The organism is Actinoplanes sp. NPDC024001 (assembly GCF_040638955.1).
In the GTDB taxonomy this organism is placed as follows: Bacteria; Actinomycetota; Actinomycetes; order Mycobacteriales; family Micromonosporaceae; genus Actinoplanes.
The window spans coordinates 31,895-55,227 of the sequence record NZ_JBEZZB010000037.1; the positions used below are offsets into that span (position 1 = coordinate 31,895).

A 23,333-nucleotide genomic window follows, 5' to 3' on the forward strand; every position below is an offset into this window, starting at 1 on the left:
ACTCAGCGGAAGTGCCGCAGATCGGCGTGATCAGTCGGTCAGGAGCTGGTCGAACTCGCCGCGCTTGGCGCCGAACAGGAACGAGTCCCACTCCTCGGTCGTGAACACGACGGTGCCGGCGTCGCGTGCCTTGCTGTTGCGGACCTCGATGAGACCGTCCTGGCGGCGGGCCTCGACGCAACTGCCTCCGTTGCCCGTCGATCTGCTGGAAATGATCCAGCCGGTTTCCCTACTCATCAGTGCCCCTCCTCGGAGGGCTGATCACTTTGGGTAATCGATTTGCCACTGAGTGAGTAGCCGGTTGTGGCCCTCAATGTCCGCCCGAAGTGCAGGATCAGGACCTTCCCGTCAAGAGCGGATCTTTCACCACGAAAGTGCACCTACCTAGAGTAGCCGAAACCCGCCTTCGATGCATCATGTCATCGCGACAGTTGTCCTCGTGAAATCTTGCACGCGCATCGGCGTACTGACATGATTCCACTGTGGCGCTTGGCAATCCCTCGCCGTCGACTCGACAGCTCACGCTGGTCCGCCGCAGTTCTGAGAGGACGGCCGATGCGGATCCTCGATCCTGCCGCCGCCGACACGGGCGGTTCACCGCAAGATGACCCTCAGCTGGGAGCCGAGCCCGAGACCGCCCGCCTCCAGGCCCGCATCGATCAGCTCGCGGCACACGTCCAGCAGCTGGAACAGGAGCGGGCCTCGCTCCGCTGGATGGCCGGCCACGACGAGCTCACCGGACTTGCCAACCGCCGCCTCTTCCACGCGCTCGCCCCGGAGCTGCTGCGCCGCGATGACTGGTCCTCGGCCGTCCTGATCCTCGACCTCAACGGTTTCAAGCCGATCAACGATACCTACGGGCACGATGCCGGCGATGAGGTCCTCTGCGTGGTCGCCCGGCGCATGGCCGCCTGCCTCGGCGACCATCTGGTGGCCCGTCTCGGCGGTGATGAGTTCGCCGCGCTGCCGCGCGTCTCGCGCGCCGACGTCTCGCAGGCGCGGTGGCACGACGTGGCCGGCTCGCTGAGCGCTGCGATCGCGCCCCCGATGGACGTGCAGGGTCACACTCTGTCCGTCACCGCCTCGATCGGCGTCGTACCGGCGAAGCGTTCCGACGACCTTCCCGGCCTGCTGCGCCGCGCGGACCAGGCGATGTTCACCGCCAAGCGGCACGCGAACACCATCGACAGGGCCGGCATCACCTGGGTCGTGGCAACCGAGAGCGGCGACCACATCGAGACCTACCCGCCGGCCGCCATCTCCGTGTCCCAGCCGAGTCTGACCACCTCGCGACCCGCAGCCGCGTTCCGGCCGGGCGACCGGGTGTGGGTTCACCGGAATGCCGCCCGTTGTGCGGGAGTGGTCGAGAGCGCCTGCGAATGGGCAGCCCTGGTCCGCTACCGATGCCTTAACGGCGCCGGCACGATGGTCGACACGATCCCCGTGAACTGTCTCTCGATCCGAGCCGACGCCGACCCGTACCTGGACCGGAGTTCCTCCGCCTCCAGGTGATCGCGCGGGCTGACGGCCGCCACTGCGGCAGACTCGGTCGCCGCCGCAGTCCCCGTCAGTCCACCGTCAGCACGAGCTTCCCGCGCAGGCCCCCGGCCAACACCCGCCGGTGGGCGTCGACCGCCTCGGTCAACGGCATCGTGACCGCCACGCGGGTGCGCAGCCGTCCGGCCGCCACCTGCCCCACCAAGTCGGCCAACAGCTCGCGGTCGAGCCGGATGAGTTGCAGCTCCTGGCGCACACCACGGGCGGGAACGATGGCCGGCGTGGGCCGGGTCACGACCACGACGCCCCGGTCCTCGACGGCGGCGGCCGCCGCCTCGCCGAGCGGCACCGCGTCGAACACCGCGCCCACCGGCCCCACCGTGGCAAGATCGACGGAACGGGAAACCACCTCGTGAGCGCCGAGATCGTGCACCCATTGCTCATCGCCGTGGCTTGCCTGGGCCACGACGCGGTAGCCGCCCTGAAGGGCAAGCTGTACGGCGAAGCCGCCGACACCGCCGCTGGCACCGGTGACCAGAATGCTGCTGCCGGCCGGCAGCATGGCCAATGACGCCAGTGACAGCCCTTGGTGTGCGGTCTGGGCGTTGAGCGGCACCGTGGCTGCGGACACGAAATCGAGCTCGTCCGGCAGCCGCACCAACCAGTCCGCGTCGGCGGCCACGAATTCGGCATAGCCACCGGGTGCACCCCGGGTCAGGTACCACGGGATCATCCCGACGACACGATCACCCACCCCGAAATCCGTCGTGTCGGCGCCGACCGCTGCCACCTCGCCGGCGATGTCCCACCCCGGCGAGAACGGCGGCCGATCCGGCCCGCGAGGAATCTCTCCCGTGGTGGCGGCGACGTCAGCAGGGTGCACACAGACCGCGCGGACCCGGACCACCACCTGCCCGGGCCCCGCCGCGGGCTCGGGCAGCTCGGTCACCTGCAACACCTCAGGACCGCCAAGCGCGGTCGCGACGACTCCCAGCACGCGTCCACTCTAGACCGTCGTGCTCTGATTCATGGCCTCGCCGATGAGGCGCCGTGAATCTTGCACACGGCCCCGTTCATGACCTGCCGCGCCGCCTTTCCGAGATGTCCGGGCCGCCGCGCCGGTCGCGGTGAAACCTCAGCCGCAGCGTATTCCACATCCTGGCACGCTGCGTCCGCCATCGAATCCAGCGTGTAGCGTGCATCGACATGAGTCGATTCGCCTCGCGCGTGTCCGCGGTCCTGGCCGCGCTGGTGGCCGGACTGGCGACGATCACGCTCACTCCGGGACCCGCCCAGGCCGCGACCGCCGTGTTCCTGAAGGAGAGCGCCTGGCCCACCGGCTACGTGGGCAGGATGACGGTGACCAACGACGGTGCGGACCGCATGGCGGCCTGGCGGGTGGAGTTCGACCTGCTGGACGGCACCACGCTCGACCACAGCTGGAACGCCGTGGTGACCCGGACCGGCACGCACTACGTCATCACTGGCGCTTCGTGGAACGCGAGTCTCGACCCGGGCGCGTCGACGTCCTTCGGCTGGATCGCCACCGGTCCCGGCGTGCCGCAATCGTGCCTACTCAACGGCGCGCCGTGTGCCGGCAATCCGGCCGCCCGCGACGCTCAGCCGCCCAGCACCCCGGCCAACTTCCGCAGTGACACGCAGGGCAACACCTTCACCCTGCACTGGGATGCGTCGACCGACGACACCGGCGTCGTCGGATACGAGATCTACACCGGCACCAGCTCGGGCCCGATCGCTACGGTGACCACCACCAGCCACAGCATGCCGATCCCACCGCCGATGGTGATGACCTTCGGAGTACGCGCGGTCGACGCGGCCGGCAACCGTTCCCCGTTCGCGACCCTGGGCCTGGGCACCTCACCGGACGTCACCCCGCCCGGCCCGGCGACGAACCTCCGACTCGTCAGCCCGAGCGGCGGCTACTTCACCGCCCAGTGGGACGCGCCCCGCGACGACCAGTTCGTCGCCGGCTACGAGGTCGCGCTGGACGGCGCGGTCGTCAGCCGGGTCGGCGGCACCACGGCATTGGTGCGGCTCGGCTACGGGACACACTTCGTCAGCGTTCGCGCCTTCGACGGCGCCGGCAACCTCTCCACCCCGACGCAGGTCATGATCTCGATCGACCCGGCTCCCAGCGCCTCGGCCACATCGAAAGCCCCGCCCGCATCGAAGTCCTGAATCGCTGCCGGTTCGCCGGGCGTCCGAGTCCCTTCGGGCGCACAAGATAGCTAGGCCGCTGCGTCGCCCTCCGCGCGGTCGCCGCTGACTACGGATCGCGCGCCTTGATTTCGGCCGCGGGCAGCCGATGATGTCCCGGTGATCCGCAGCGGACGGATGATTCGGCGCCTGTGGCAGTGACCACGGCGTTCGGTCTTGTACTGGCCACCGCCGGGTCGGCGCCTCCGCCGGGCATGCCGCGCGACGGACCGGCCCTGGCGCCGGGTGGGAGCTACTGAAGGAACTCGGTCTGGGCCCGGACCGTACCCGTGCTGGCCGTCTCTCCAGCCGCCAGCAGCGCCTGCTCCGGGCTGGGACCGACATCGGCCGGACCCGGGCGAGGATGACGCTGACCCGCGTTCGCTGGACCGACCTGCTCGCTCAGCTGAAGGAATCCGCTTCCGTCGAGGAGGAGGTCGCCTTCGAGAACGGCGAAGCGCCGCAGAACAGCGCCGCCTATGGGTGGCCATCCGTAGCGCGCGAATCTGATCAGGCCTGTCCGCCCGGGGCGTGACTACGACGAGGACGGCGTGTGCAGTGCCTGGAACTCCGCGAGCATAGGCCCCAGGTTCTCGCCCAGCTCGACCTGGGTGAGGAGGATGCCGACCGTTCCGTCACGATCAACGAAGAAGTTCGTGCCCTGGCCGCCGGACCATCCGTAACGCCCGCGCAGCGGCCCGTTTGTGCGCACACCCACGCCGAATCCCCAGCCTGACTCTTCCCAGAAGCCAGGAAAGAAGCTTTCTGGCGTCTTGCACTCGGTGGACACCTGGTCGCTGGTCATCTGCCGTAGATGGTCAGTCGAGATCACCTGATCCCCGTCGACCCGGCCTCCGTCGACAAGCATTCTCGCGAAGCGGTGGAAATCTCGCCCGGTGGAGACGAGTTCGCCATGGCTCACGTCAAAAGGTGGCGGCCCTGCGTAGAAACCCCCACCGGCCGGCTCCGTCTCGACCAGGCCGCTCTCTCCATGGCGGTAGGCCGCGGGCAACCGGTCAAGGTTCTCCTCCGGCACCCAGAGAGCGGTGTCGACCATGCCGAGCGGACCGAAGAGGTCTTCGGCAAGGTGCTCTCCGAGCGTCCGGCCCGTCAACCGTGCCAGCAGAATGCCGAGCACGCTGAACGAGTGGTGGTAACGCCAGCCTTCTCCGGGATGGAACGCGAGCGGGAGCTCGGCCAGCCGCATGAGCCACTCATCAGCTCCCAGCGTGACCGGCTCGGGACCGGCCTCGGTGCCGTTGTCGGCCATCGCCCTCTGCAGCGGTGAGTCGACGAGTGCCATGCCGTAGCCGGAGGTGTTGGTCAGCATATGGCGCAGGGTGATGGCGCGCCGAGCCGGCACGGTGTCGTCAAGTGCCGCCGTCGGACTGGAGAGCACTCGGCGGTCCGCGAGCTCCGGCAGCCACTGCTCAAGGCTCTGGTCGAGGCCGATACGTCCTGTCTCCACGAGACGCAGCGCGGCGACGGAGGTTATGACCTTGGTCATCGACTGAATCCGCATGATGGCGTCGGCACGCATCGGTTCGCCGTCCGTCGAGGCCATCCCGACAGCCGCCACGTCCACGTCACCAGACCCCAGAAGCGCCACGGCGCCCGGTACGGTCCCAGCCTCCACATGACGAAGCAGCATGTGCTCCAGCGCATTGCTCATCCTGACGACTGTGCCACAGCCACGACACCACCTATGGGTCGGACGCGGACGTGAGGCGGCCGCCGGCGGACCCAGAGGCACGGCATGGCGAGCAACCGGCGGGCTACCTGTTGAGTGATGGCACGACCGCAGCCCGGCAAGAGCCCGCCCTGTCCATCGGCGCCTGTCTATGGACAGCACACATCATACGAATTATGATTTCGCGTGTTGTGGCGGAGTGTATCGGCGGAACCCACTAGGAGCACCCCGTCGGTCGACCAACTTTGTTAGCGCTCACAGAGTCTTGCCCCGCACCCATCACCGCCTAAGAGCAGGCCGGATACGGCTGGCAACCCGGCCTGCCGGGCAGCGCGAACCATCGCTGGACGTTCCCGTGACGCACCGCGAGGAGACATCACATGACTGAGGTGACACGCAGGAACCTGCTCGCCGCCGGGATGGCCGGCGCCGGCGCCGCGCTCCTGCCGACCGGCTGGACCGCTGCCGCCCGGGCTGGCGCGACGCCGCCGGAGGGCGTGCTGGCCGCCGGGGACCTGGCGCTCTGGTACGACGAGCCCGCGGGAACGGACTGGCTGCGGGCGCTGCCGATCGGCAACGGGCGCCTCGGCGCCATGGTGTTCGGCAACATCGACACCGAACGCCTGCAGCTCAACGAGGACACCGTGTGGGCGGGCGGTCCCTACGACTCGGCCAACACCCGGGGTGCGGCCAACCTCGCCGAGATCCGGCGGCGGGTCTTCGCCGACCAGTGGACCTCGGCCCAGGACCTGATCAACCAGACGATGCTCGGCAACCCCGTGGGGCAGCTGGCGTACCAGCCCGTCGGCAATCTCCGGCTCGCGTTCGGCAGCGCCGGCGGCGCCTCGCAGTACCAGCGGACCCTGGACCTGACGACCGCCACGGCGACCGCCACGTACGTGCTCAACGGCGTACGGTATCAACGGGAAGTGTTCGCAAGCGCGCCTGATCAGGTCGTCGCGATCCGGCTGACTGCCGACCGCGCCAACGCGATCACCTTCACCGCCACGTTCGACAGCCCGCAGCGGACGACCGTGTCCAGCCCGGATTCCACGACGATCGCCCTCGACGGCATCTCCGGCGCCATGGAAGGCATCGCCGGCTCCGTCCGGTTCCTCGCCCTGGCTGCCGCGAGCGCCATCGGGGGCACGGTCAGCAGCTCCGGCGGCGCGCTGCGGGTCTCCGGTGCCACGAGCGTCACCGTGCTGGTGTCCATCGGGTCCAGCTACGTCAACTACCGCACGGTCAACGGCGACTATCAGGGCATCGCGCGGCGGCACCTCACCGCCGCCCGCAACGTCGCCTTCGACCAGCTGCGGTCCCGGCACGTCACCGACCACCAGACGCTCTTCAACCGGGTGACGATCGATCTGGGCCGCACCGCGGCGGCCGATCAGACCACCGACGTACGCATCGCCCAGCATGCGAGCGTCAACGACCCGCAGTTCTCGGCCCTGCTGTTCCAGTACGGCCGGTACCTGCTGATCGCCTCCTCACGACCGGGCACCCAGCCGGCGAACCTGCAAGGCATCTGGAACCAGGACATGGCGCCGTCCTGGGACTCCAAATACACCATCAACGCGAACCTGCCGATGAACTACTGGCCGGCCGATTCCACCAACCTCGCCGAATGCTTCCTGCCCGTCGCCGACATGGTCAAGGACCTGACGGTCACCGGCGCCCGCACCGCCAGCGTGCAGTACGGCGCCGGCGGCTGGGTGACCCACCACAACACTGACGCCTGGCGCGGGTCGTCCGTCGTCGACGGCGCGTTGTGGGGCATGTGGCAGACCGGCGGCGCCTGGCTCGCCACGATGCTCTGGGACCACTACCAGTTCACCGGAGACGTCGATTTCCTCCGCGCCAACTATTCCGCGATGAAAGGCGCCGCACAGTTCTTCCTCGACTCGCTGGTGACCCACCCGTCGCTGGGATATCTGGTCACCAACCCCTCGAACTCCCCGGAACTGCCCCACCACGCGAACGCCAGCGTGTGCGCCGGGCCGACCATGGACAATCAGATCCTGCGCGACCTGTTCAACGCCGTCGCACGAGCCACCGAAGTCCTCGGTGTGGACGCTTCCTTCCGTAGCCAAGTCTTGGCGGCACGAGACAGACTGGCGCCGACCCGGGTCGGCTCGCGCGGCAACATCCAGGAGTGGCTCGCCGACTGGGTGGAGACCGAACGGACGCACCGGCATGTCTCGCACCTGTACGGCCTGCATCCGAGCAACCAGATCACCCGGCGCGGAACGCCGCAGCTGTACCAGGCCGCGCGTCAGACCCTGGAACTGCGCGGCGACGACGGCACCGGCTGGTCGCTCGCGTGGAAGATCAATTTCTGGGCGCGGCTGGAAGACGGTGCGCGCGCCCACAAACTCGTCCGCGACCTGGTGCGGACCGACCGGCTCGCGCCGAACATGTTCGACCTGCATCCGCCGTTCCAGATCGACGGCAACTTCGGCGCCACCTCGGGCATCGCCGAGATGCTGTTGCACAGCCACAACGGGGAACTACACGTGCTGCCTGCGCTGCCGTCGGCCTGGCCGGCCGGTAGCGTCACCGGTCTGCGCGGCCGGGGCGGGTACACCGTCGGTGCCTCCTGGAACGCCACCGGAACCGAACTCGTCATCACCCCCGACCGCGGCGGCACGGTCCGGGTCCGCAGCCGGGTCTTCACCGGCACCTTCGAACTGCGCGACGAGACGAGCGGCGCCACCGTGCAACCGACGCGGCTGGAGGCCGACCTCGTGCAGTTCGCCGTCCAGGCCGGCCACACCTACCGCGGCTCGGCCGCGCGATCGGGGCCGGTGGAAACCGGCGTGAACTACCGGCTAGTCGCCCAGCACAGCGGAAAGGCCGCCGACATCAACGGAGCGTCGACCGCCGCGGGAGCGCTGCTGATCCAGTGGCAGGCCGGCAGCGGACTCAATCAGCAGTTCGACTTCCTGTCCTCCGGCGGTGGCTACTACCGGATCCGGGCCCGGCACAGCGGTCTCGTCCTGCAGGTCGCCGGCACCGGCACCGGCGCCGACGTCACCCAGCAGCCCGACACCAACTCCACCGGCCAGCAGTGGCTGGTGGAGGACCAGGGCAGCGGGGTGGTCAGGCTGATCAACCGCCAGAGCGGACTCGCTATGGACGTGTGGCAGGCCTCCACCGCCGACGGTGCGCGGATCTCGCAATGGACCCCCGGCAGCGGCGCCAACCAGCGTTTCCAGCTCCAGCGGATCTAGCACCTCGAGCTTCAGCGCATCGAGGAGCGGAGAGCAGGACCCGCGCCGGACAAGCCGGGCGGTGTCCTGCTCGATCCGTACGTGAGAAGGGTTCCGGGCCACCGCTTACTGGAACATGTCGATGCTCAGCAGCGACGCCGTGAAAATGATCTTCCCGCGCCCTCGAGTGGCCATCGCGCTCCCCTCTGCCCGGGCCAGCACGAACTGTGCGGTGAGGTTGACCTGCAGAACCAGGTCCCAGTCCCCGTCGCTGTGCCGCTCGGCGGGAGACCGGCGGATCGTGCCGGCGTTGTTGACGAGGACGTCCGCCGGGCGGCTCCGCCGGGCCAGGTCCGCACCCAGCTCCCGGACCGCCGCGGGATCAGCGAGGTCAGCCGGATCGGCTCGAAGGACCGGCCCGCCGCGGCGATGTCTTTCGCCACGTCGCTGCCGGTCTCCTCGAGGTTCGCGCTGACGCCGATGATGTCGGCGCCGGCGCCAGAAGAAGCGGTGCAGGTTGATCTCTCGCGGCTGCGGGTGGATGGCCACCAGGCACAACCTTCCGCGTACGCCGAGGAGGTCGACGGCGGCGGGACACCTGCGCGAGAGCGGCGGCCTCTCGCGCGGAACGGCCCAGGAATCTACGAAAGCTAGGAAACAGCAAGCCCCGTCCGATCTCACGGCCGAGGCCGGTTGGTTCACGGTGTGACCAGGCTGTCGCCCGGTGGCGACCGAGATGATGCGCGAGGGTTAGGGTGGTGCCGTTCGGGCTGACCAATCAGGGACGGGCGATGAAGCGGGCGACGCCACAGATCCGGGATGTGGCTGCTGCCGCCGGGGTGTCGTACCAGACCGTGTCGCGGGTGCTCAACAACGCGCCTCGGGTGCGGGCGGAGACCCGCCAGCTGGTCCTGGACGCGATGGAGCGCCTGCAGTATCGGCCGAATCGTGCGGCGCGGGCGCTGGGCTCCGGCCGGGCGAGCGCAGTCACCGTCGTCACCTCCAACACCACGCTGTACGGGTACGCCGGCGTGCTGCAGGGTGTCGAGGAGGCCGGCCGGCTGCTGGAGCTGACGGTCGGGGTGCGGGTCGTGGAGTCGGACACGGCCGAGCACGTGCGCCAGGCGGTGGACTACGTCACCGATCCGAGCTGCGGGAACGTGATCGTGGTGGCGTTCGACCCGGCCGGCTCCGGCGTGCTGCGGGCGATGCCGGAGGACGTGCCGATGGTGGCGGCGACCGAAGCCGGTGGGCTGCCCGGCCTGGACCGCCGGATGATTTTCCTGGATGAGCGGCAAGCCGCGGCCGACGCGACCCGGCACCTGCTCGATCTGGGCCATGAGACCGTGCATCACGTGGCCATCCCGTCCGAGGTTCCGACCAGCGCGCGGCAGGGCGGCTGGCGGGCGACCCTGGAGCAGGCGGGAGCCGTGGTTCCCGAAGTGCTGTCGGCCGGGTGGGATCTGGCGTCGGCCTATCGGGCGGGACAGCAGCTGGCCGGGGATCCGCGGGTGACGGCGATCCTGTGCGGCAACGACGACACCGCCCTGGCGGTGCGGCGGGCGCTGTACGAGGCCGGCCGGGACGTTCCGGGCGACGTGAGCATCGTCGGTTTCGACGACGTGCCGGGCGCGGCGTACTGGACGCCGGCGCTGACCACGGTGCGGATGGATTTCGTGGGGCTCGGCCGGGCCTGTGTGGCGGCCCTGACCGAGGACGCGGCGCCGGTCGACGTGGATCCGCCGCACCTGGTCGTGCGGGAGTCCACCGCATCACCGCGGTAGCCCTCAGGTAACGAAACTGTAACGCGGTCTTCCGTGCTGTAGGTGTGACCGGTCACACTCTACCTGTCCGAAGCAATGTGACCGGTCACATCTCCTCTAGGAGACCCCCGTGCGATCGAGACACATCACCACCGTCCTCGCCGCCACCGTCCTGGCAGCGAGCCTTTCCGCCGTCCCGGCCCACGCCGCACCCTCGCAGTTCACCGTGGACCTGGCGACCAGCACCGGCGCCCTGCGCTACGGCGCCACCGGCTTCCTCTACGGCCTCGGCGACGAGGGCATCCCCACCGAGACCATGCTCGCCGCCCTCAAACCGCAGGTCACCGCCCAGAAGGCGCCGGACGGGCTGCAGCACCCCAACGGCGATGCCCTGAAGATCGCCCCGATGTTCAAGCGGGCCGGCGGCCGCGACATCCAGATCTACATGCAGGACATCTACCAGCAGTGGCCCTACGAGAACCTCGGCATCAACGACTACTTGGCCAAGGTCGACACCATGACCCGCAAGGTGGTCGCCGATCCGTACCGCAGCTCCTACGTCTACGTGCCGTTCAACGAACCCGACATGATCTGGTACGGCGGGAACCTGCCCGGACTGCTGGCCGACTGGCGCACGGTGTTTCGCCGGATCCGTGCCATCGACCCGGGCGCACGGATCGCCGGCCCGAACTTCGCCTCCTACCGCTCCGCCGACCTGCGTACCTTCCTCACCTACGCCCGTGACAACAACGTGCTGCCGGACGTGATGGCCTGGCACGAACTCGGCGACGACTTCTACACCAGCTGGCAGCAGCACTTCGACGACTACCGGGCGATCGAGCGCAGCCTCGGCGTCAGCGCCCGCCCGATCACCATCAACGAGTACGGGCGTGCCTCCGGCGACCTCGGCGTGCCCGGCAACCTGGTGCAGTTCGTCGCGAAGTTCGAGGCCAGCAAGGTGGACGGCTGCCTCGCCTACTGGACCACCGCGGGCGGCCTCAACGACCTGGTCACCCGCAACAACCAGGCGACCGGCGCGTGGTGGCTCTACAAGTGGTACGGCGAACTGACCGGCACCACGGTCGCGGTGACCCCGCCGTCGCCCGGCGGCTCCCTGCAGGGCCTCGCGGCGGTGGACGCGGCGAAGAAGCAGGCCCGGGTCATCCTCGGCGGCAACAACCCGGTCACCGGAACCTACGACACGAACGTCGTGGTCAGAGGCCTGCCGTCCTACCTGGGCAGCCGGGTGCACGCCACCGTGCAGGGAGTCGACACCTCCGGTACCAACCCGTCCAGCGGGCCGTACGTCGTCAAGGAAGGCGACTTCACCGCCGAGGGCGGGCAGATCACGGTGCCACTGACCGGACTCAAGGGCCAATCGGCGTACCAGATCATCATCACGCCGGACCGGGACTTGACCGCGGCCTCGGCCAACCGCTACGAGGCGGAATACGCCGCCCTCGGCGGCACCGCGCGGGTCACCTACGGCAGCAACAGCGGCTACTCGGGGACCTACTTCACCGAGGGGTACGGCGCGAGCAGCACCGCCAGCACCACCTTCGTCGTCACCGCACCGAACGACGGCTACTACCAGCTCGCCCTGCGCTACTCGGCCGGACCGTACACCGGCGCACCCGCGAACCGGTCGATCCGGTTGCGGGTCAACGGGAGCGACCTGACCGACGTGGCCCTGCCGGGCACCGCCGACTGGAACACCTGGCGGACCGTCACCACCAAGGTCTACCTGCCGGCCGGGATCAACCGGATCGACTACCGCGCCTTCGCGAGCGACGACCGGGACGCCGTCAACCTCGACCACCTCGACGTCGCCGCGGCAACGGGCACCGTCACCGCGTACGAGGCGGAAAGCGCGACCAACACGCTCAGCGGAACCGCCGTCGCCGTCAGCGACGCCGCCGCGTCCGGCGGCCGCTACGTCGGGTGGATCGGTGCCGGCGCCGCCAACACGCTGCGCTTGAACAACGTGACCGCACCGGCAACGGGCCGCTACCGCCTGGTCGTCAGCTACGCGAACGCCGAGGTGGTGGGCGATCACGCCTACAACAACAACATCGTGGACCGGCATGCGGACATCAGCGTGAACGGCGGCCCCGCGAAACGGGCGGTCTTCCGCAACACCCTCGGCTGGTCCACCTACCGGACCGCGGTCGTCGACGTCGACCTGGCCGCAGGCGCCAACACGATCACCTTCGGCAACGCCTCGAGCGGTTTCGCGCCGAACATCGACCGGATCCAGATCGCAGCAGTGCTCGGCTGAACAGCAGAAACAGGAGCAACAGTGGCCTTGGAATGGGCAAATCTGGTCATCGAGCCCGGTGTCGAAGGACCCGCGGTACTGCGCGGGAGCGGCCAGCCGCTGGTGGAGATCCTGGTTGCGGGGGAGGGCCGCGACCACGTGTCGCGGCGCTTCTCGCAGACCTCGATCGGCCGCCGGCTGCGGTTCGCCGGCGTCGGGCAGATCTGCGACGGGCACTGGCACGAGTTGCGGCTCGACCAGCACGACGAGGCGACCGGTCTGACCGTACGCCTGGCTCTGCGCCGGAGCGACGGGGTTGCCGCCGTCCAGGCACGCACCACGGTGACCAACAACGGCCCCGACCCGGTCCTGCTGCTCGGCGTCACCTCCTTCGCTGCGGGCCTGCCGGGCCGGGTCGACGACTTCGACCTGCACACCGGTGACAGCGAATGGCTGGGGGAGGGCCGGTGGACCCGGCGGCCGCTGCGCGACCTGATTCCCGACCTGCACCTGCGTGCGCACGGTCAGGACGGGCGCGGTTGCCACACCGTGACCAGTACGGGCACCTGGTCCACCGGCACCCACCTGCCCACCGGCGGCCTGACCGACCGGGCCACCGGCAGGTCCTGGTGGTGGCAGGTCGAACACAACGGTCCGTGGCGTTACGAGGTCGGCGAACGCCGCGACGGCGCCTATCTCGCCCTGCTCGGGCCCACCGACACCGACCACCAGTGGCAGCAGTGGCTTGCGCCGGGCGAGTCGTTCACCACGGTCCCGGTCTCCCTCGCAGGCTCGATCGACGACCTGACCGCGCACCGGCGGGCCCTGCGCGAGCCCGCGGGCACCAGTCCGGTGATCTTCAACGACTACATGAACACGCTGATGGGCGACCCGACCACGGCAAAACTGCTGCCGCTGATCGACGCCGCCGCGGCCACCGGCGCCGAGGTGTTCTGCATCGACGCCGGCTGGTACGACAACGACGCCGACTGGTGGGACAGCGTCGGCGAATGGCAGCCGTCGCAGACCCGCTTCCCGCGCGGCATCGAGGAGGTGATCGGCCGGATCCGCGACCGTGGTCTGATCCCGGGTCTGTGGCTGGAACCCGAGGTGATCGGGGTGCGCAGCCCGGTCGCCGAGAAACTGCCGGACGCCGCGTTCCTGCAGCGCGGCGGCGTACGCCTGGTCGAGCACGGCCGCTACCACCTGGACCTTCGGCACCCGGCCGCCATCGCCCACCTCGACGATGTGGTCGACCGTCTCGTCGAGCAGCTCGGGGTCGGATATTTCAAGCTGGACTACAACATCGACCCCGGCACCGGCACCGACCTGGACGCCACCAGCGCCGGCGCCGGGCTGCTCGCCCACAACCGCGCACACCTCGCCTGGCTCGACGGGATCCGGCAACGCCATCCCGAACTGATCCTGGAGAACTGCGCCTCCGGGGCGATGCGCGCCGACTACGCCCTGCTCAGCCGGATGCACCTGCAGTCCACCAGCGACCAGCAGGACTTCCGGCTCTACCCGCCGATCGCGGTGGCCGCCCCGCTGTCCGTGCTGCCGGAGCAGGCGGCCAGCTGGGCCTATCCGCAACCGGAGATGACCGACGAGGAGATCGCGTACACGATGTGCACCGGCCTGCTCGGCCGGCTCTACCTCTCCGGCCGCCTCGACGCCATGCGCGCCGACCAGCACGAACTCGTCCGCGACGGAGTACTCGCCTACCGGACGATCCGAACAGATCTTGCAAACTGTGTCCCCTCGTGGCCGAACGGCCTGCCCGACTGGGACGACACCTGGCTCAGCCTCGCGCTGCACGCCGGCGACACCACCTACCTCGGCCTCTGGCGGCGCCCCGGCGCCGAACCAGGCATCACCCTGCCGCTGCCCGCCGGCGACGTCGAGGTGCTCTACCCGCGCCGGCTCCCGGAGTGGTCATACTCCTGGACGGCCGGCGGGCTCACCGTGACCACCGATCAGACCGACCCGTACGCGGCTCGGATCGTCCGGATCCGCCACCGCTCCTCCCGATAAGGAATGCCGATGAAACGCTGGATCAGCGCCGCCGGCGCACTGCTGCTCGCCGCCGGGCTCACCGCCTGCACCGACCCGGGCGCCGAGACCACCACCGACGAGTCCGCGATCACCTGGGCCGAGCCGACCGCCGAGCTCGGCGGCGTGAAGCTGACCATCTGGGCAGCCCAGAACAGCAACACCGTGCCGAAGAAGGTCGTCGAGGGCTTCCAGCAGGCCACCGGTGCGAGCGTCGAGGTGGTCACCATCCCCGACCCGTACGAGCAGGGCATCCAGACCAAAGTTGCCACCGGTGACAAGCCGGACCTGGCGTTCTGGCAGCCGACCGCGTCGATGCTGACCGCGATCAACGCCAAGACCAACCTGCAGCCGCTCACCGGCGCACCCTGGCTGTCCGCCCTGGACCCGGCGCTCAAGGACATCACCGGCATCCTCGACGGCACCCGCTACGCAGCTCTGGTCACCAGTCCGGCGGTGGAGGGCGTCTACTACAACAAGGAGGTCTTCGCGGCGAACGGGATCACCACCACCCCGAAGAGCTTCGACGAGCTGGTCGAGGTCGCCCGCGGGCTCAAGGCCAAGGGCGTCACCCCGTTCCACGAGATGGGCGCGGACCGCTGGGCCACCCAGTGGTGGGTGCAGGTGCAGCTCGCCGACGCGGCCAAGGCCGGGCTGTGGGACCGGATCAACACCGGGCAGGAGAAGTTCACCGACAGGACCGTGCTGGATGCGATCTCCCGCTACGACGCGTTGATCAAGGACGGGCTGTTCAACAGCGACATCAAGACCGCCAAGTTCGAGGATCAGGGCACCGCGCTGCTGGACGGCAAGGCGGCGATGGTCATGCAGGTCAACTCGTTCTTCGGCCAGCTGCAGGCCAAGGCCGACACCGCCACGCTGGACAAGAAGATCGGCTTCTTCCCGATCGCGCCGTCCGGCAACGTCGGTACGTTCATCCCGGACCAGTCGAACGCCCTGGTGGCCTTCAAGACCGGCGACGCCAAACGGGAAGCCGCGGCCAGGCAGCTGCTCGCCTACTGGATGGGTCCGGGCTATAAGGACTTCATCACCGACCGCAACACAGTGTCGCTGCAGACCGGGGTGGGCAACCCGTCCGGCGTACCCCAGGCTCTGCTCGACGTGCACGCCGCCGTCGGCTCGTCGGCCGGCTCGATGCAGGCCCTCGCCGTCGCCAACCCCGACCTGTACCTCAACCTGGCCGACATGATCGCCGGCACGATGACACCGCAGCAGGTCGCCCAGGCCACCCAGGAGCAGTTCGAACAACTCGCCAAGGCCGCCGGTTACCTCAAGTGACCACCGCCGTCGAAACCCTCGCACCCGCTCGGGCGTTGCCTTCGGCACGCCCGGGCACCATCACCCGGCGCACGCACCCACTCTGGTTCCTGCTTCCGGCGTACGCGCTGCTGCTGGTCTTCTTCGTGCTGCCGACCGTCTACCAGTTCATCTACGCGTTCACCGACTGGTCCGGGTTCAAGGCGTCGATCAACCCCGTCGGCGCGGAGAACTTCGCCCAGCTCGCCTCTGACGGCACCCTTTTCCGGTCGCTGCGGATCACGCTCGTCTACGCCGTACTGGTGGCGATCTTTCAGAACGTGTTCGGTTTCGGCCTGGCCGTGCTGCTGGAACGCGACACCGTCATCAACCGGATCGCCCGGACCTTCTTCCTGATCCCGGTCCTGATGTCCGCGCTGGCTGTCGGCTACATCTTCCAGGCCCTGTTCAAAGGCACCGGCCTGCTCGCCGACACCACCTGGACCATCGTGGTCGTCTCGCTCATCCACGCCTGGAAGTGGATGGGCCTGGCCATGCTGATCTACCTGGCCGGCCTCAAGACCATCCCGCTCGACGTCCTGGAAGCGGCCCGCATCGACGGCGCCTCCCGCTGGCGGACCTTCTGGAAAGTGCGCGCCCCGCTGCTCGCCCCGGCGGTCACCTTCAACGTGGCGACCGCCCTGCTCGGTTCGATGAACGGCTTCGACATCGTGCAGGCCACCACCGGCGGCGGCCCAGCACGCACCACCGAACTGCTCAACATCTTCATCTACCGCACCTTCGGCCAGGGCCTGTTCGCCCAAGCCACCACCATGAGCCTGGTGTTGTTCCTGATGGTCGTGGTACTGGCGTTCCCGGTCATCAGGCTGCTACGCAAACGCGAGGAGGTGATGTCATGAGCGATCTGCCGATCTGGCAGCGGCTGCAACCCGTCGCCGCGATCGTCCTGGTCGTCACGCTGATCGGGATCCCGCTGTGGCTGGTCGTCGCGACCGCCGGCAAGTCACAGGGTGAGGCGATCGACCCGAACCTGAGCCCGCCGACCGAGTGGCAACTGCTGGACAACCTGCGGCAGGTGTGGGTAGCCGCCGACGTTCCGGCGGCACTGTTCGGCAGCCTGCTCATCGTGGTGCCCACCGTGGCCGGGGTTCTCGTGCTCGGCTCGATGGCCGCCTGGGTGCTGGCCCGGCGCGGCTCCCGGCTCACCGCAATCTTGTACGCGCTCGGCATCAGCGGCATCATCCTGCCACCGGCCGTGGTCACCGTGGTCCTGCTGCTGCGTCAGCTCGGCCTGGCCGGCACCGCACTCGGCATGATCGGCGTCTACCTGGGCATCTACCTGTCCACGGTGATCTTCTTCGTCACCGGGTTCGTCCGCACCATCCCGTCCGCCCTGGAGGAGGCGGCCCGCATCGACGGCGCCGGGCCGGTCGCGGTGTTCCGCCGTGTGGTGCTGCCCCTGCTGCGCCCGGTCCTGGCCACCGCCACCATCCTGATCTGCCTGTACGTCTGGAACGACGTCTTCTACGCGTTCTTCGTGGTCGGCGGCCGCCTGGACACTCTGCCGCTCAACCTGTTCCGGGTGGCCAGCGCCGGCCTGTACCTGAACAACTGGCACCTGATCTTCGCGTACGTCATCCTCATGAGCCTGCCGCTCGTGGTGGTCTTCGCCGTAGCCCAGCGAAAGATCATCTCCGGCATCACCGGCGGTGCCGTCAAGTGATCTGGCTGCTGCCGACGAGTGCAGGATGTTCGTAGCCGGCAACCGACATGTCCTCGAGCACCCGCAAGCCGCGTTCCTCGGCGGCTCGTAGGACGCCGAACGCGGCGATGTCGGCCCCGCCGAAGACCGCGGTCGGTGGGTGGGCCCGATCGAAGGTCCGCTGAGCGGCCTGGTAGCCACCCTCCTCCGGCATGCTGGTGCAATTGTCAACCCTGGACTTGGTTGGACGCTGGGCCGATGCCGGCGACGTTCGAGGCTTTGAGATAGAAGCCGTAGGTGTGGGTGGCGTTCGGCACGGTGGTGGTCATGGTCGTGCCGCCGGTCTGCGGGGTACCGGCGATAGCGTTGGCGGCGGTGCCGCCGGCGGTGATGTCCCAGTAGTACGGGGTGATGTACACGCTCTTCGAGGGGAAGGTGACCTCGTTCCAGGCCAGCGTGACCGAGGTCCCGGAGCGCGTGGTCAGGCGGAGGTTGGTCGGCGCGGGGGGCGCCGGGACTCTGACCGTCGCTGACGCGATGGCCGAAGGACCTCCCTTGCTGCTTCTGGCGCCTGAGGAGCAGACGTACCACTGGAGGGTGTGCCCGTTCTGAGTGCCTATCTGGATCGGTGCGAGGTTGATCGTTTGGGTGGTGATCCACAGGCCGTCGAACTGCTTGGTGAAGCCGGCGGCGCCGGAGGTGCAGTTCGGGGTGGTTCCGCAGGTCGTCACGGTGGAGTCGCACTGCCACAGGTATGACCAGATGTCGCTGCCGACGACCTTCCAGGACATGTCGACGGTGCCGTTGGATTGGGCGGTGACGTTGAAGTTTGAGGCGGGGGCGACATCCGGGCAGCTGTTCCTGCCGAGGCCGCCGGCCGACCAGTCCGTGGCTCCGCCGATGTTCGTGGCGACCTCGCGGGCGGGGGTCACACCCGGGTAGGAGTACTTGCCGGTGGACATATAGGCGGCGTCGTGGGGGTTGAGCCAACTGGTGGGGATGTTGACGAACCGCGGGCGGTAGATGCGGCCGTCCCAGTTGTTGGCGTCGACGCATCCGGTGTTCCGGGCGTCGGTGTTGACGTTGTAGGACATGACCAGGTTCGACCCGGACGTCAGCCCGTCCTGGATCCGCGGCTCGTACACCCAGTGGTAGTAGGGTAGGTGTGGGTGCCCTCAGGCGGGTCGTAGAGGGGGATCCGCCGGTCGGTGAATCCCCAGGGGGTCTGCGACGGGTGAGCGGAGATGGTGCCGACCGAGAAGGAGTTCGGATTGACGTAGTCGTCCTGGATCAGCCAAATCGTGCCGTTGATGTAATCGATGCTGCCGCCGGTGGCCCCTTCCCCGATGGGCAGCGGCTTCGCTCTCGCGCACGTCGTCCAGGTCGCGGTGCCCGAACCGGTCGCGGTCCGCAGATCGCTGCCACCGAAGAATTGCCAGCCGGAGAAGTTCGTCAGGTTGGCAGCGGATGCCCGCGCCAGGTACAGCTTATGGGGCACCGACGCGCCCGTACCGTAGATGTAGTAGTTGCCGTCGGACCATCTCATGACCATCGTGCCCCACATGGCGTCCGGTCCTCCGGCCGCACAGGACAGCTTGCTCGGCGTAATGGTCATGGTGGGAGCGGCGGAGGTGGACGCCGCGGACAGGGCCGAGCCAGACAACGTGGCCACAGCGGCGTAGTCGTTGACCCAGGCGATGTCGTTCGGCCGGCCGTGGTAGTAGAACTTCACCACGTCGCCGCCGGACGCCACCTGGTCACCGGTCCAGAAGAAGCCGCCGTCCGGATCCGCCGCTGGGGTCTTGGCGTAGCGCTTGAAGAAATCGAGGTCCTGGTTCAATTCCTGGCAGGTGTTGCCGCCGGTGATGGTGCGCATCGTCGACCCGTCCTGCACCACGATCGAGTTGCGGATCGGCGACGTCGCGAACAGATTGCGGCGGTCGGACGGTGCACCGAGGTAGGAGTCGGAGAAGAACCACGCCCGCTTCGAGGTGCCCGGGATCTGCACGGAGTTCGTAGCGTCGCCGCCGCTCCAGTCCGCGCACCCGGCATTGTCGCCGTACGAGGTGAACTGGGTGTTGAGGGTGGAGTTCTTGGCGGGAGACCCGCTGCGGGTCGAACTGGTCTTCACGACCACGTAGTACAAGTCGTCGACGTTGATTCGATTCTTGAGAATGCCGTCGCTGAGGATGTTTCCCTGCCGGTTGTTGGCGGCGGCTGGGACCGGCATCGCCGAGAATGGCGACGTAGTGGTCTGTGAAGTGGTGGCGAAGGGGTACTCATCGCATTCGGTGCCACTTCCGTCGTACCGGAACGCCGGGTTCTTGTCGCAGGAACGGTCGCGGTTGGCGATGGCCGCCGAGCTGCCGCCCGCCACGCGCGTGAAGGGCGTGTCGCCCGGGCGGCCCGGATGGCCGGGTAGTTGACGCATCCGACTGCACGAGGCCCGAGAACTTGCTGCCAAGGTCCTGGCCGACACCCAGCGCCCTCTGGAGGCGGAACTCCTGTGGCACCCTCGCGGCGCACTGATCCGGCGGCTGGGCCGGGCCGTGTACGGCCCCGCCGCGGCCTCGGGGGTACTGCTCCTCTACGGGCTTAGCGATGCGATTCCCGACTGGGTGTGGCCGCTGCCGCTGACCCTGCTGCCGTTGACGCTGGCCCTGGCGGTGGCGGCCTACCTGTCCCTCGGGCACGCGCTGCACGGCCGCTACCTTGTGGTCCGCCGTGGAGCCGTGAGCCGGAACACCGTGGCCCTGGAGTGCGGCGCTGTCATCGGCTGGAGGCTGGAGCAGACCCTCTTTCAGCGCTGGGGCGGTCGCGTGACCGTCGGGCTCCCTACAGCTGCTGGCGACCGCTACTACGAGGCTCCGGACGCGAGCGTGGATCAAGCCCTGGCATTCGTTGCCGGAGCCACTCCCGAGCTTGCCGCTCAATTCATCGAGGACAATCCGACGACTCCGGACGTTGGGGTCGGGGCGTCCGACCGTAGAAAATCCTCACCAAGGCACTCGGTGCACATCCGGGCCTCGGCATCCGCTGACTTGAGCGTGCAGTCGTAGTCCGTTTCTCGGCCACGCGCCCAACGAAGCGACCCTTCCAAGCGGTCCGCGGCAACGACCGCTCATGCCGCAGTCAACGCGCGGTCGGTCTCGTCATCACCCCGCGCCAGCTTGTCCACCGGTACTCCAGGAAGCCGCCCTCGCCGGCGCCGGGAACCGCTCCGCATCGGCGCCAGGCAAGCAACGGAGGTTGAACGGCAAGCTCAAACGAAAGTCGGCTACCTGATGCTGCCGTACCTGCTGCCCGTCCGGCCATGGGCACCCAGCATCAGGTCCCGCCGCTGCGCCGCTGCCCGTAGGCGCACGCGGTCGTGAACGGCGTCGCGTCTCATAACGAGGGCAGCACAGTCAGTCCATGCGCCCGCGGCCGCCGTTACCCACGGCGAATGTGCGGAAACGCTGTAGCGCTGAGCCGCGACTGTCGCGCATAGCAGTCCCGCCACGCAACCGTGCCGCACCGGGTTGACCCCGGTGATGCCCCTAACACCAGCGCTATGAGGCCGATAAGCCCGTTGCCGCGACGAGCTAGCCTCGCGGGCTGCAACGGGGGAGATCTTGAATGAGGCTGAATCGGCGTGCCGTCATGCGCGCGGCGCTTCTCACCGCGGGTGGTGCCGCCTGTGGCGCGGTGGGTGTGAGCGAGGTGCCACGGATGTTCGGCTGGGACCGGCCGCCGCTGGGCGGGGGGTACGCGGCTGCGGCTGACGCGCCCGAGGCCCTGCGCACTGCGGGAATAACCATCCGCCACTACGCGGAGATCACCGAACCGGTCGTGGCCTTCACGTTCGACGACGGGCCCGGCCCGCAGTGGACGCCGATGGTGCTCGACGCGCTGGACGAGGCGCGGATACCGGCCACGTTCTTCATGGTGGGACGCAACCTGCAAGCCCACGCCGACCTCGTACGCCACCGGATGAGCCGCCATGAGATCGGCAATCACTCGTGGTCGCACGACGACCTCGCCACCCTCGATCGCCCCCATGTGGAGACAGAGCTGTCGCGCACCCACGAGGTGATCGAGCGCGTCTTCGGCCGGCCACCGACACTGCTGCGACCGCCGTATGGTCACCTCGGCGGCTCCACCGTGCTGGCCGCGAACACTTTCGGCTACGACATCGTGTTGTGGTCGCACCTGATGCGTGAGCGGCATTTCGCCGACGACCCGGACGGGCAAGTGCGCGACATCGTCGACAACGTGCGGCCAGGGTCGATCATTCTGGCGCACGACATCGGCAAGTCACACCGGCTCGTTGCGCTACGCCGCCTTGGCGCGATGTTCGCCGGCCTTAAAGCACGCGGCTTCCGGTTCGCCACCGTGTCACAGCTGGTCGGTCTCGAGAAGGCCACTGCACCAACACGGTCGACAGTCGTCACACACTGATCGCACCGCACCCCGGTCGCCCTACCGGTCGAGCGTAATCACTATCATGCAGTTAGGATGCGAATTTGCACCAAAAGACACTTCACTGCGTGTTTGGGCTCTTCGCGACGGCATCGCTCTCCGTCGGGCTTCTTGCCGGCTGCACGACTGAGGATGATGGCTATGGCTTCTGCTCGAAAAGCGACGTCCAGTTCGCCGAGAGGTTGAACAAGCTCCCGATCCTGGACATGCATCCAGAGTCCGCCACTCCCGTGACGAGGAACAGAAACTGCGACCATTCCGATGGTGAAGCCTATGCGAACCAGGTCTATCGCAGCCCACTCGCTCGCACGGAGATCGCCTCCTTCTACGAGGCTGCGCTCGTCCAAGACGGGTGGAAGGCGAGACCTAACTCCGCAGTGCCTCACGGTACGACAAGGGCGGCCACCGGCATCAGATGCTACTTCAAAAAGGTGGACGAGCAGTTCGTCCATTTCACCATGGACTCGCACGTATTTGAAATCGACAAGTACGTCGTGGAGGTGAACGGCCCAAGCGTGGACGGCTGGGTCGACTACTGCACTCCCGAATAGGGAAGACCGGGCTGAGTCTAGATCCACCGAACCTGTAGTTCGCCGAGGACTACCCGCTCGGCCCTGACTTCTGCGTGACCATGGTCCGTGGCCTCACCCCCGACGAGGTGATCTCCCGCTTCGGGGGCGCCGAAGCAGTCGACGTCACCGGCGCCCACCGACTCCACCGTGCCGCCGAACAAGTCGATTACCCCGACCGCATCGGCGACGACGGATCGTGGAACGCCGACCTGAACACTGGGCTCGACTTCATCGCCGCCGCCGCCGCCGCCGTCGACGGCTGGACGCTGATCGCCGAGCCGAACGGGTTCCGAGGTTGCTCGGCGGAGTCCGCCCGCCTGCTGTCACGCGGCGGCGAGCTGGTGTCGTTGTACTTCAATGAGAACACCGATCCGAGGCTGCGGTGGGCTCGCGACAGCGAAACCCTGGTGACCTTCGCCCCCGAGCCGGGGCCGGGTGGCAAGAGGGCAGCGACCCGGACGGGCTGGTGCCAGTGCTGGAGGCGCTCGGCTTCGACCTGAGCACGGACGAGATAGATCCGGCTGATCCGCGCTCGTCGACGGGCCGGGCGGCAGCGAGACCACGGTGAGGAGCGCCCGGCCAGGGGGCTACCTTGAGGCCGTGTCGACTGTGATGTGAGTCACTTTAGA

21 protein-coding genes and 1 pseudogene are annotated in these 23,333 nt (G+C 68.4%); 15 read left to right on the forward strand and 7 right to left on the reverse strand.

Going from position 1 to position 23,333, the window contains the following annotated elements; genetic code table 11:
* Positions 1–30: 30 nt before the first annotated feature.
* Positions 31–237 carry a DUF397 domain-containing protein gene (locus tag AB0F81_RS16715; RefSeq protein WP_360197662.1) on the reverse strand — a complete coding sequence of 69 codons (207 nt, stop codon included), beginning with the start codon at positions 235–237 and terminating at the stop codon, positions 31–33.
* A 210-nt stretch (positions 238–447) separates the two neighbouring features.
* Between AB0F81_RS16715 and AB0F81_RS16720 the strand changes: the two genes are divergently transcribed.
* Positions 448–1,512, forward strand: a complete 1,065-nt coding sequence (locus AB0F81_RS16720) for a GGDEF domain-containing protein (RefSeq protein ID WP_360197665.1) — start codon at positions 448–450, stop codon at positions 1,510–1,512.
* A gap of 55 nt (positions 1,513–1,567) precedes the next feature.
* Here AB0F81_RS16720 and AB0F81_RS16725 read toward each other — a convergent pair whose 3' ends face one another.
* Positions 1,568–2,494: an NADP-dependent oxidoreductase gene (locus AB0F81_RS16725; RefSeq protein ID WP_360197668.1), complete on the reverse strand. Its 927-nt coding sequence runs from the start codon at positions 2,492–2,494 to the stop codon at positions 1,568–1,570.
* 209 nt (positions 2,495–2,703) lie between these two features.
* On the opposite strand from AB0F81_RS16725, the gene AB0F81_RS16730 reads away from it, so the two are divergent.
* Entirely contained in the window at positions 2,704–3,696 is a 993-nt protein-coding gene (locus AB0F81_RS16730; RefSeq protein ID WP_360197671.1) for a cellulose binding domain-containing protein, read from the forward strand.
* Between the two features lie 382 nt (positions 3,697–4,078).
* On the forward strand, positions 4,079–4,249 hold the full coding sequence (locus AB0F81_RS16735) for a hypothetical protein (protein ID WP_360197674.1): 171 nt from the start codon (positions 4,079–4,081) through the stop codon (positions 4,247–4,249).
* On the opposite strand, the gene AB0F81_RS16740 is transcribed toward AB0F81_RS16735, so the two are convergent.
* On the reverse strand, positions 4,250–5,386 hold the full coding sequence (locus AB0F81_RS16740; protein ID WP_360197677.1) for a serine hydrolase domain-containing protein: 1,137 nt from the start codon (positions 5,384–5,386) through the stop codon (positions 4,250–4,252).
* Between the two features lie 398 nt (positions 5,387–5,784).
* On the opposite strand from AB0F81_RS16740, the gene AB0F81_RS16745 reads away from it, so the two are divergent.
* Positions 5,785–8,640: a glycoside hydrolase N-terminal domain-containing protein gene (locus AB0F81_RS16745; RefSeq protein WP_360197680.1), complete on the forward strand. Its 2,856-nt coding sequence runs from the start codon at positions 5,785–5,787 to the stop codon at positions 8,638–8,640.
* Positions 8,641–8,745: 105 nt separating this feature from the next.
* Here AB0F81_RS16745 and AB0F81_RS16750 read toward each other — a convergent pair whose 3' ends face one another.
* Positions 8,746–9,168 (reverse strand): SDR family NAD(P)-dependent oxidoreductase, encoded by a 423-nt coding sequence (locus AB0F81_RS16750; protein WP_360197683.1) that lies wholly within the window; start codon positions 9,166–9,168, stop codon positions 8,746–8,748.
* Positions 9,169–9,410: 242 nt separating this feature from the next.
* Here AB0F81_RS16750 and AB0F81_RS16755 point away from each other — a divergent pair, with 242 nt between their 5' ends.
* From AB0F81_RS16755 to AB0F81_RS16780, 6 genes are all read left to right on the forward strand, one after another.
* On the forward strand, positions 9,411–10,403 hold the full coding sequence (locus AB0F81_RS16755; RefSeq protein ID WP_360197686.1) for a LacI family DNA-binding transcriptional regulator: 993 nt from the start codon (positions 9,411–9,413) through the stop codon (positions 10,401–10,403).
* 109 nt (positions 10,404–10,512) lie between these two features.
* A complete protein-coding gene (locus AB0F81_RS16760) occupies positions 10,513–12,660 on the forward strand; it encodes a CBM35 domain-containing protein (RefSeq protein WP_360197689.1) in 2,148 nt (715 codons plus the stop codon).
* A 21-nt stretch (positions 12,661–12,681) separates the two neighbouring features.
* Entirely contained in the window at positions 12,682–14,673 is a 1,992-nt protein-coding gene (locus tag AB0F81_RS16765; protein ID WP_360197692.1) for a glycoside hydrolase family 36 protein, read from the forward strand.
* A 9-nt stretch (positions 14,674–14,682) separates the two neighbouring features.
* A complete protein-coding gene (locus tag AB0F81_RS16770) occupies positions 14,683–15,990 on the forward strand; it encodes an extracellular solute-binding protein (RefSeq protein ID WP_360197694.1) in 1,308 nt (435 codons plus the stop codon).
* A 35-nt stretch (positions 15,991–16,025) separates the two neighbouring features.
* A complete protein-coding gene (locus tag AB0F81_RS16775; protein WP_360197697.1) occupies positions 16,026–16,868 on the forward strand; it encodes a sugar ABC transporter permease in 843 nt (280 codons plus the stop codon).
* A complete protein-coding gene (locus tag AB0F81_RS16780) occupies positions 16,865–17,692 on the forward strand; it encodes a carbohydrate ABC transporter permease (protein ID WP_360197699.1) in 828 nt (275 codons plus the stop codon). Before AB0F81_RS16775 ends, AB0F81_RS16780 begins: the two co-directional genes overlap by 4 nt.
* Here the strand turns inward: AB0F81_RS16780 and AB0F81_RS16785 are convergent.
* Genes AB0F81_RS16785 through AB0F81_RS16795 form a run of 3 tightly spaced genes read right to left on the reverse strand, consistent with a single transcriptional unit; the run spans position 17,685 to position 20,102 of the window.
* Complete coding sequence (locus AB0F81_RS16785; RefSeq protein ID WP_360197702.1) at positions 17,685–17,885, reverse strand: substrate-binding domain-containing protein; 201 nt, start codon at positions 17,883–17,885, stop codon at positions 17,685–17,687. The two genes, AB0F81_RS16780 and AB0F81_RS16785, sit on opposite strands and share 8 nt — an antisense overlap.
* Positions 17,886–17,898: 13 nt before the next feature.
* Positions 17,899–18,816 carry a fibronectin type III domain-containing protein gene (locus AB0F81_RS16790; RefSeq protein WP_360197705.1) on the reverse strand — a complete coding sequence of 306 codons (918 nt, stop codon included), beginning with the start codon at positions 18,814–18,816 and terminating at the stop codon, positions 17,899–17,901.
* The gene (locus tag AB0F81_RS16795; RefSeq protein WP_360197708.1) at positions 18,786–20,102 is read right to left on the reverse strand and encodes a NucA/NucB deoxyribonuclease domain-containing protein; all 1,317 of its coding nucleotides are present in this window, start codon (positions 20,100–20,102) and stop codon (positions 18,786–18,788) included. The genes AB0F81_RS16790 and AB0F81_RS16795 overlap by 31 nt, the downstream gene beginning before the upstream one ends.
* A 118-nt stretch (positions 20,103–20,220) precedes the next feature.
* On the opposite strand from AB0F81_RS16795, the gene AB0F81_RS16800 reads away from it, so the two are divergent.
* From AB0F81_RS16800 to AB0F81_RS16820, 5 genes and pseudogenes are all read left to right on the forward strand, one after another.
* Complete coding sequence (locus AB0F81_RS16800) at positions 20,221–20,730, forward strand: PH domain-containing protein (RefSeq protein ID WP_360197711.1); 510 nt, start codon at positions 20,221–20,223, stop codon at positions 20,728–20,730.
* Between the two features lie 652 nt (positions 20,731–21,382).
* Positions 21,383–22,111, forward strand: a complete 729-nt coding sequence (locus AB0F81_RS16805) for a polysaccharide deacetylase family protein (RefSeq protein WP_360197714.1) — start codon at positions 21,383–21,385, stop codon at positions 22,109–22,111.
* 89 nt (positions 22,112–22,200) lie between these two features.
* Positions 22,201–22,683 carry a hypothetical protein gene (locus tag AB0F81_RS16810; RefSeq protein ID WP_360197717.1) on the forward strand — a complete coding sequence of 161 codons (483 nt, stop codon included), beginning with the start codon at positions 22,201–22,203 and terminating at the stop codon, positions 22,681–22,683.
* Positions 22,684–22,745: 62 nt separating this feature from the next.
* Positions 22,746–23,204 (forward strand): annotated as a pseudogene (locus tag AB0F81_RS16815) (DUF6461 domain-containing protein); the annotation flags it as partial.
* Positions 23,177–23,272 carry a hypothetical protein gene (locus tag AB0F81_RS16820; RefSeq protein WP_360197720.1) on the forward strand — a complete coding sequence of 32 codons (96 nt, stop codon included), beginning with the start codon at positions 23,177–23,179 and terminating at the stop codon, positions 23,270–23,272. The pseudogene AB0F81_RS16815 and the gene AB0F81_RS16820, both read left to right, overlap by 28 nt.
* Positions 23,273–23,333: the final 61 nt, after the last annotated feature.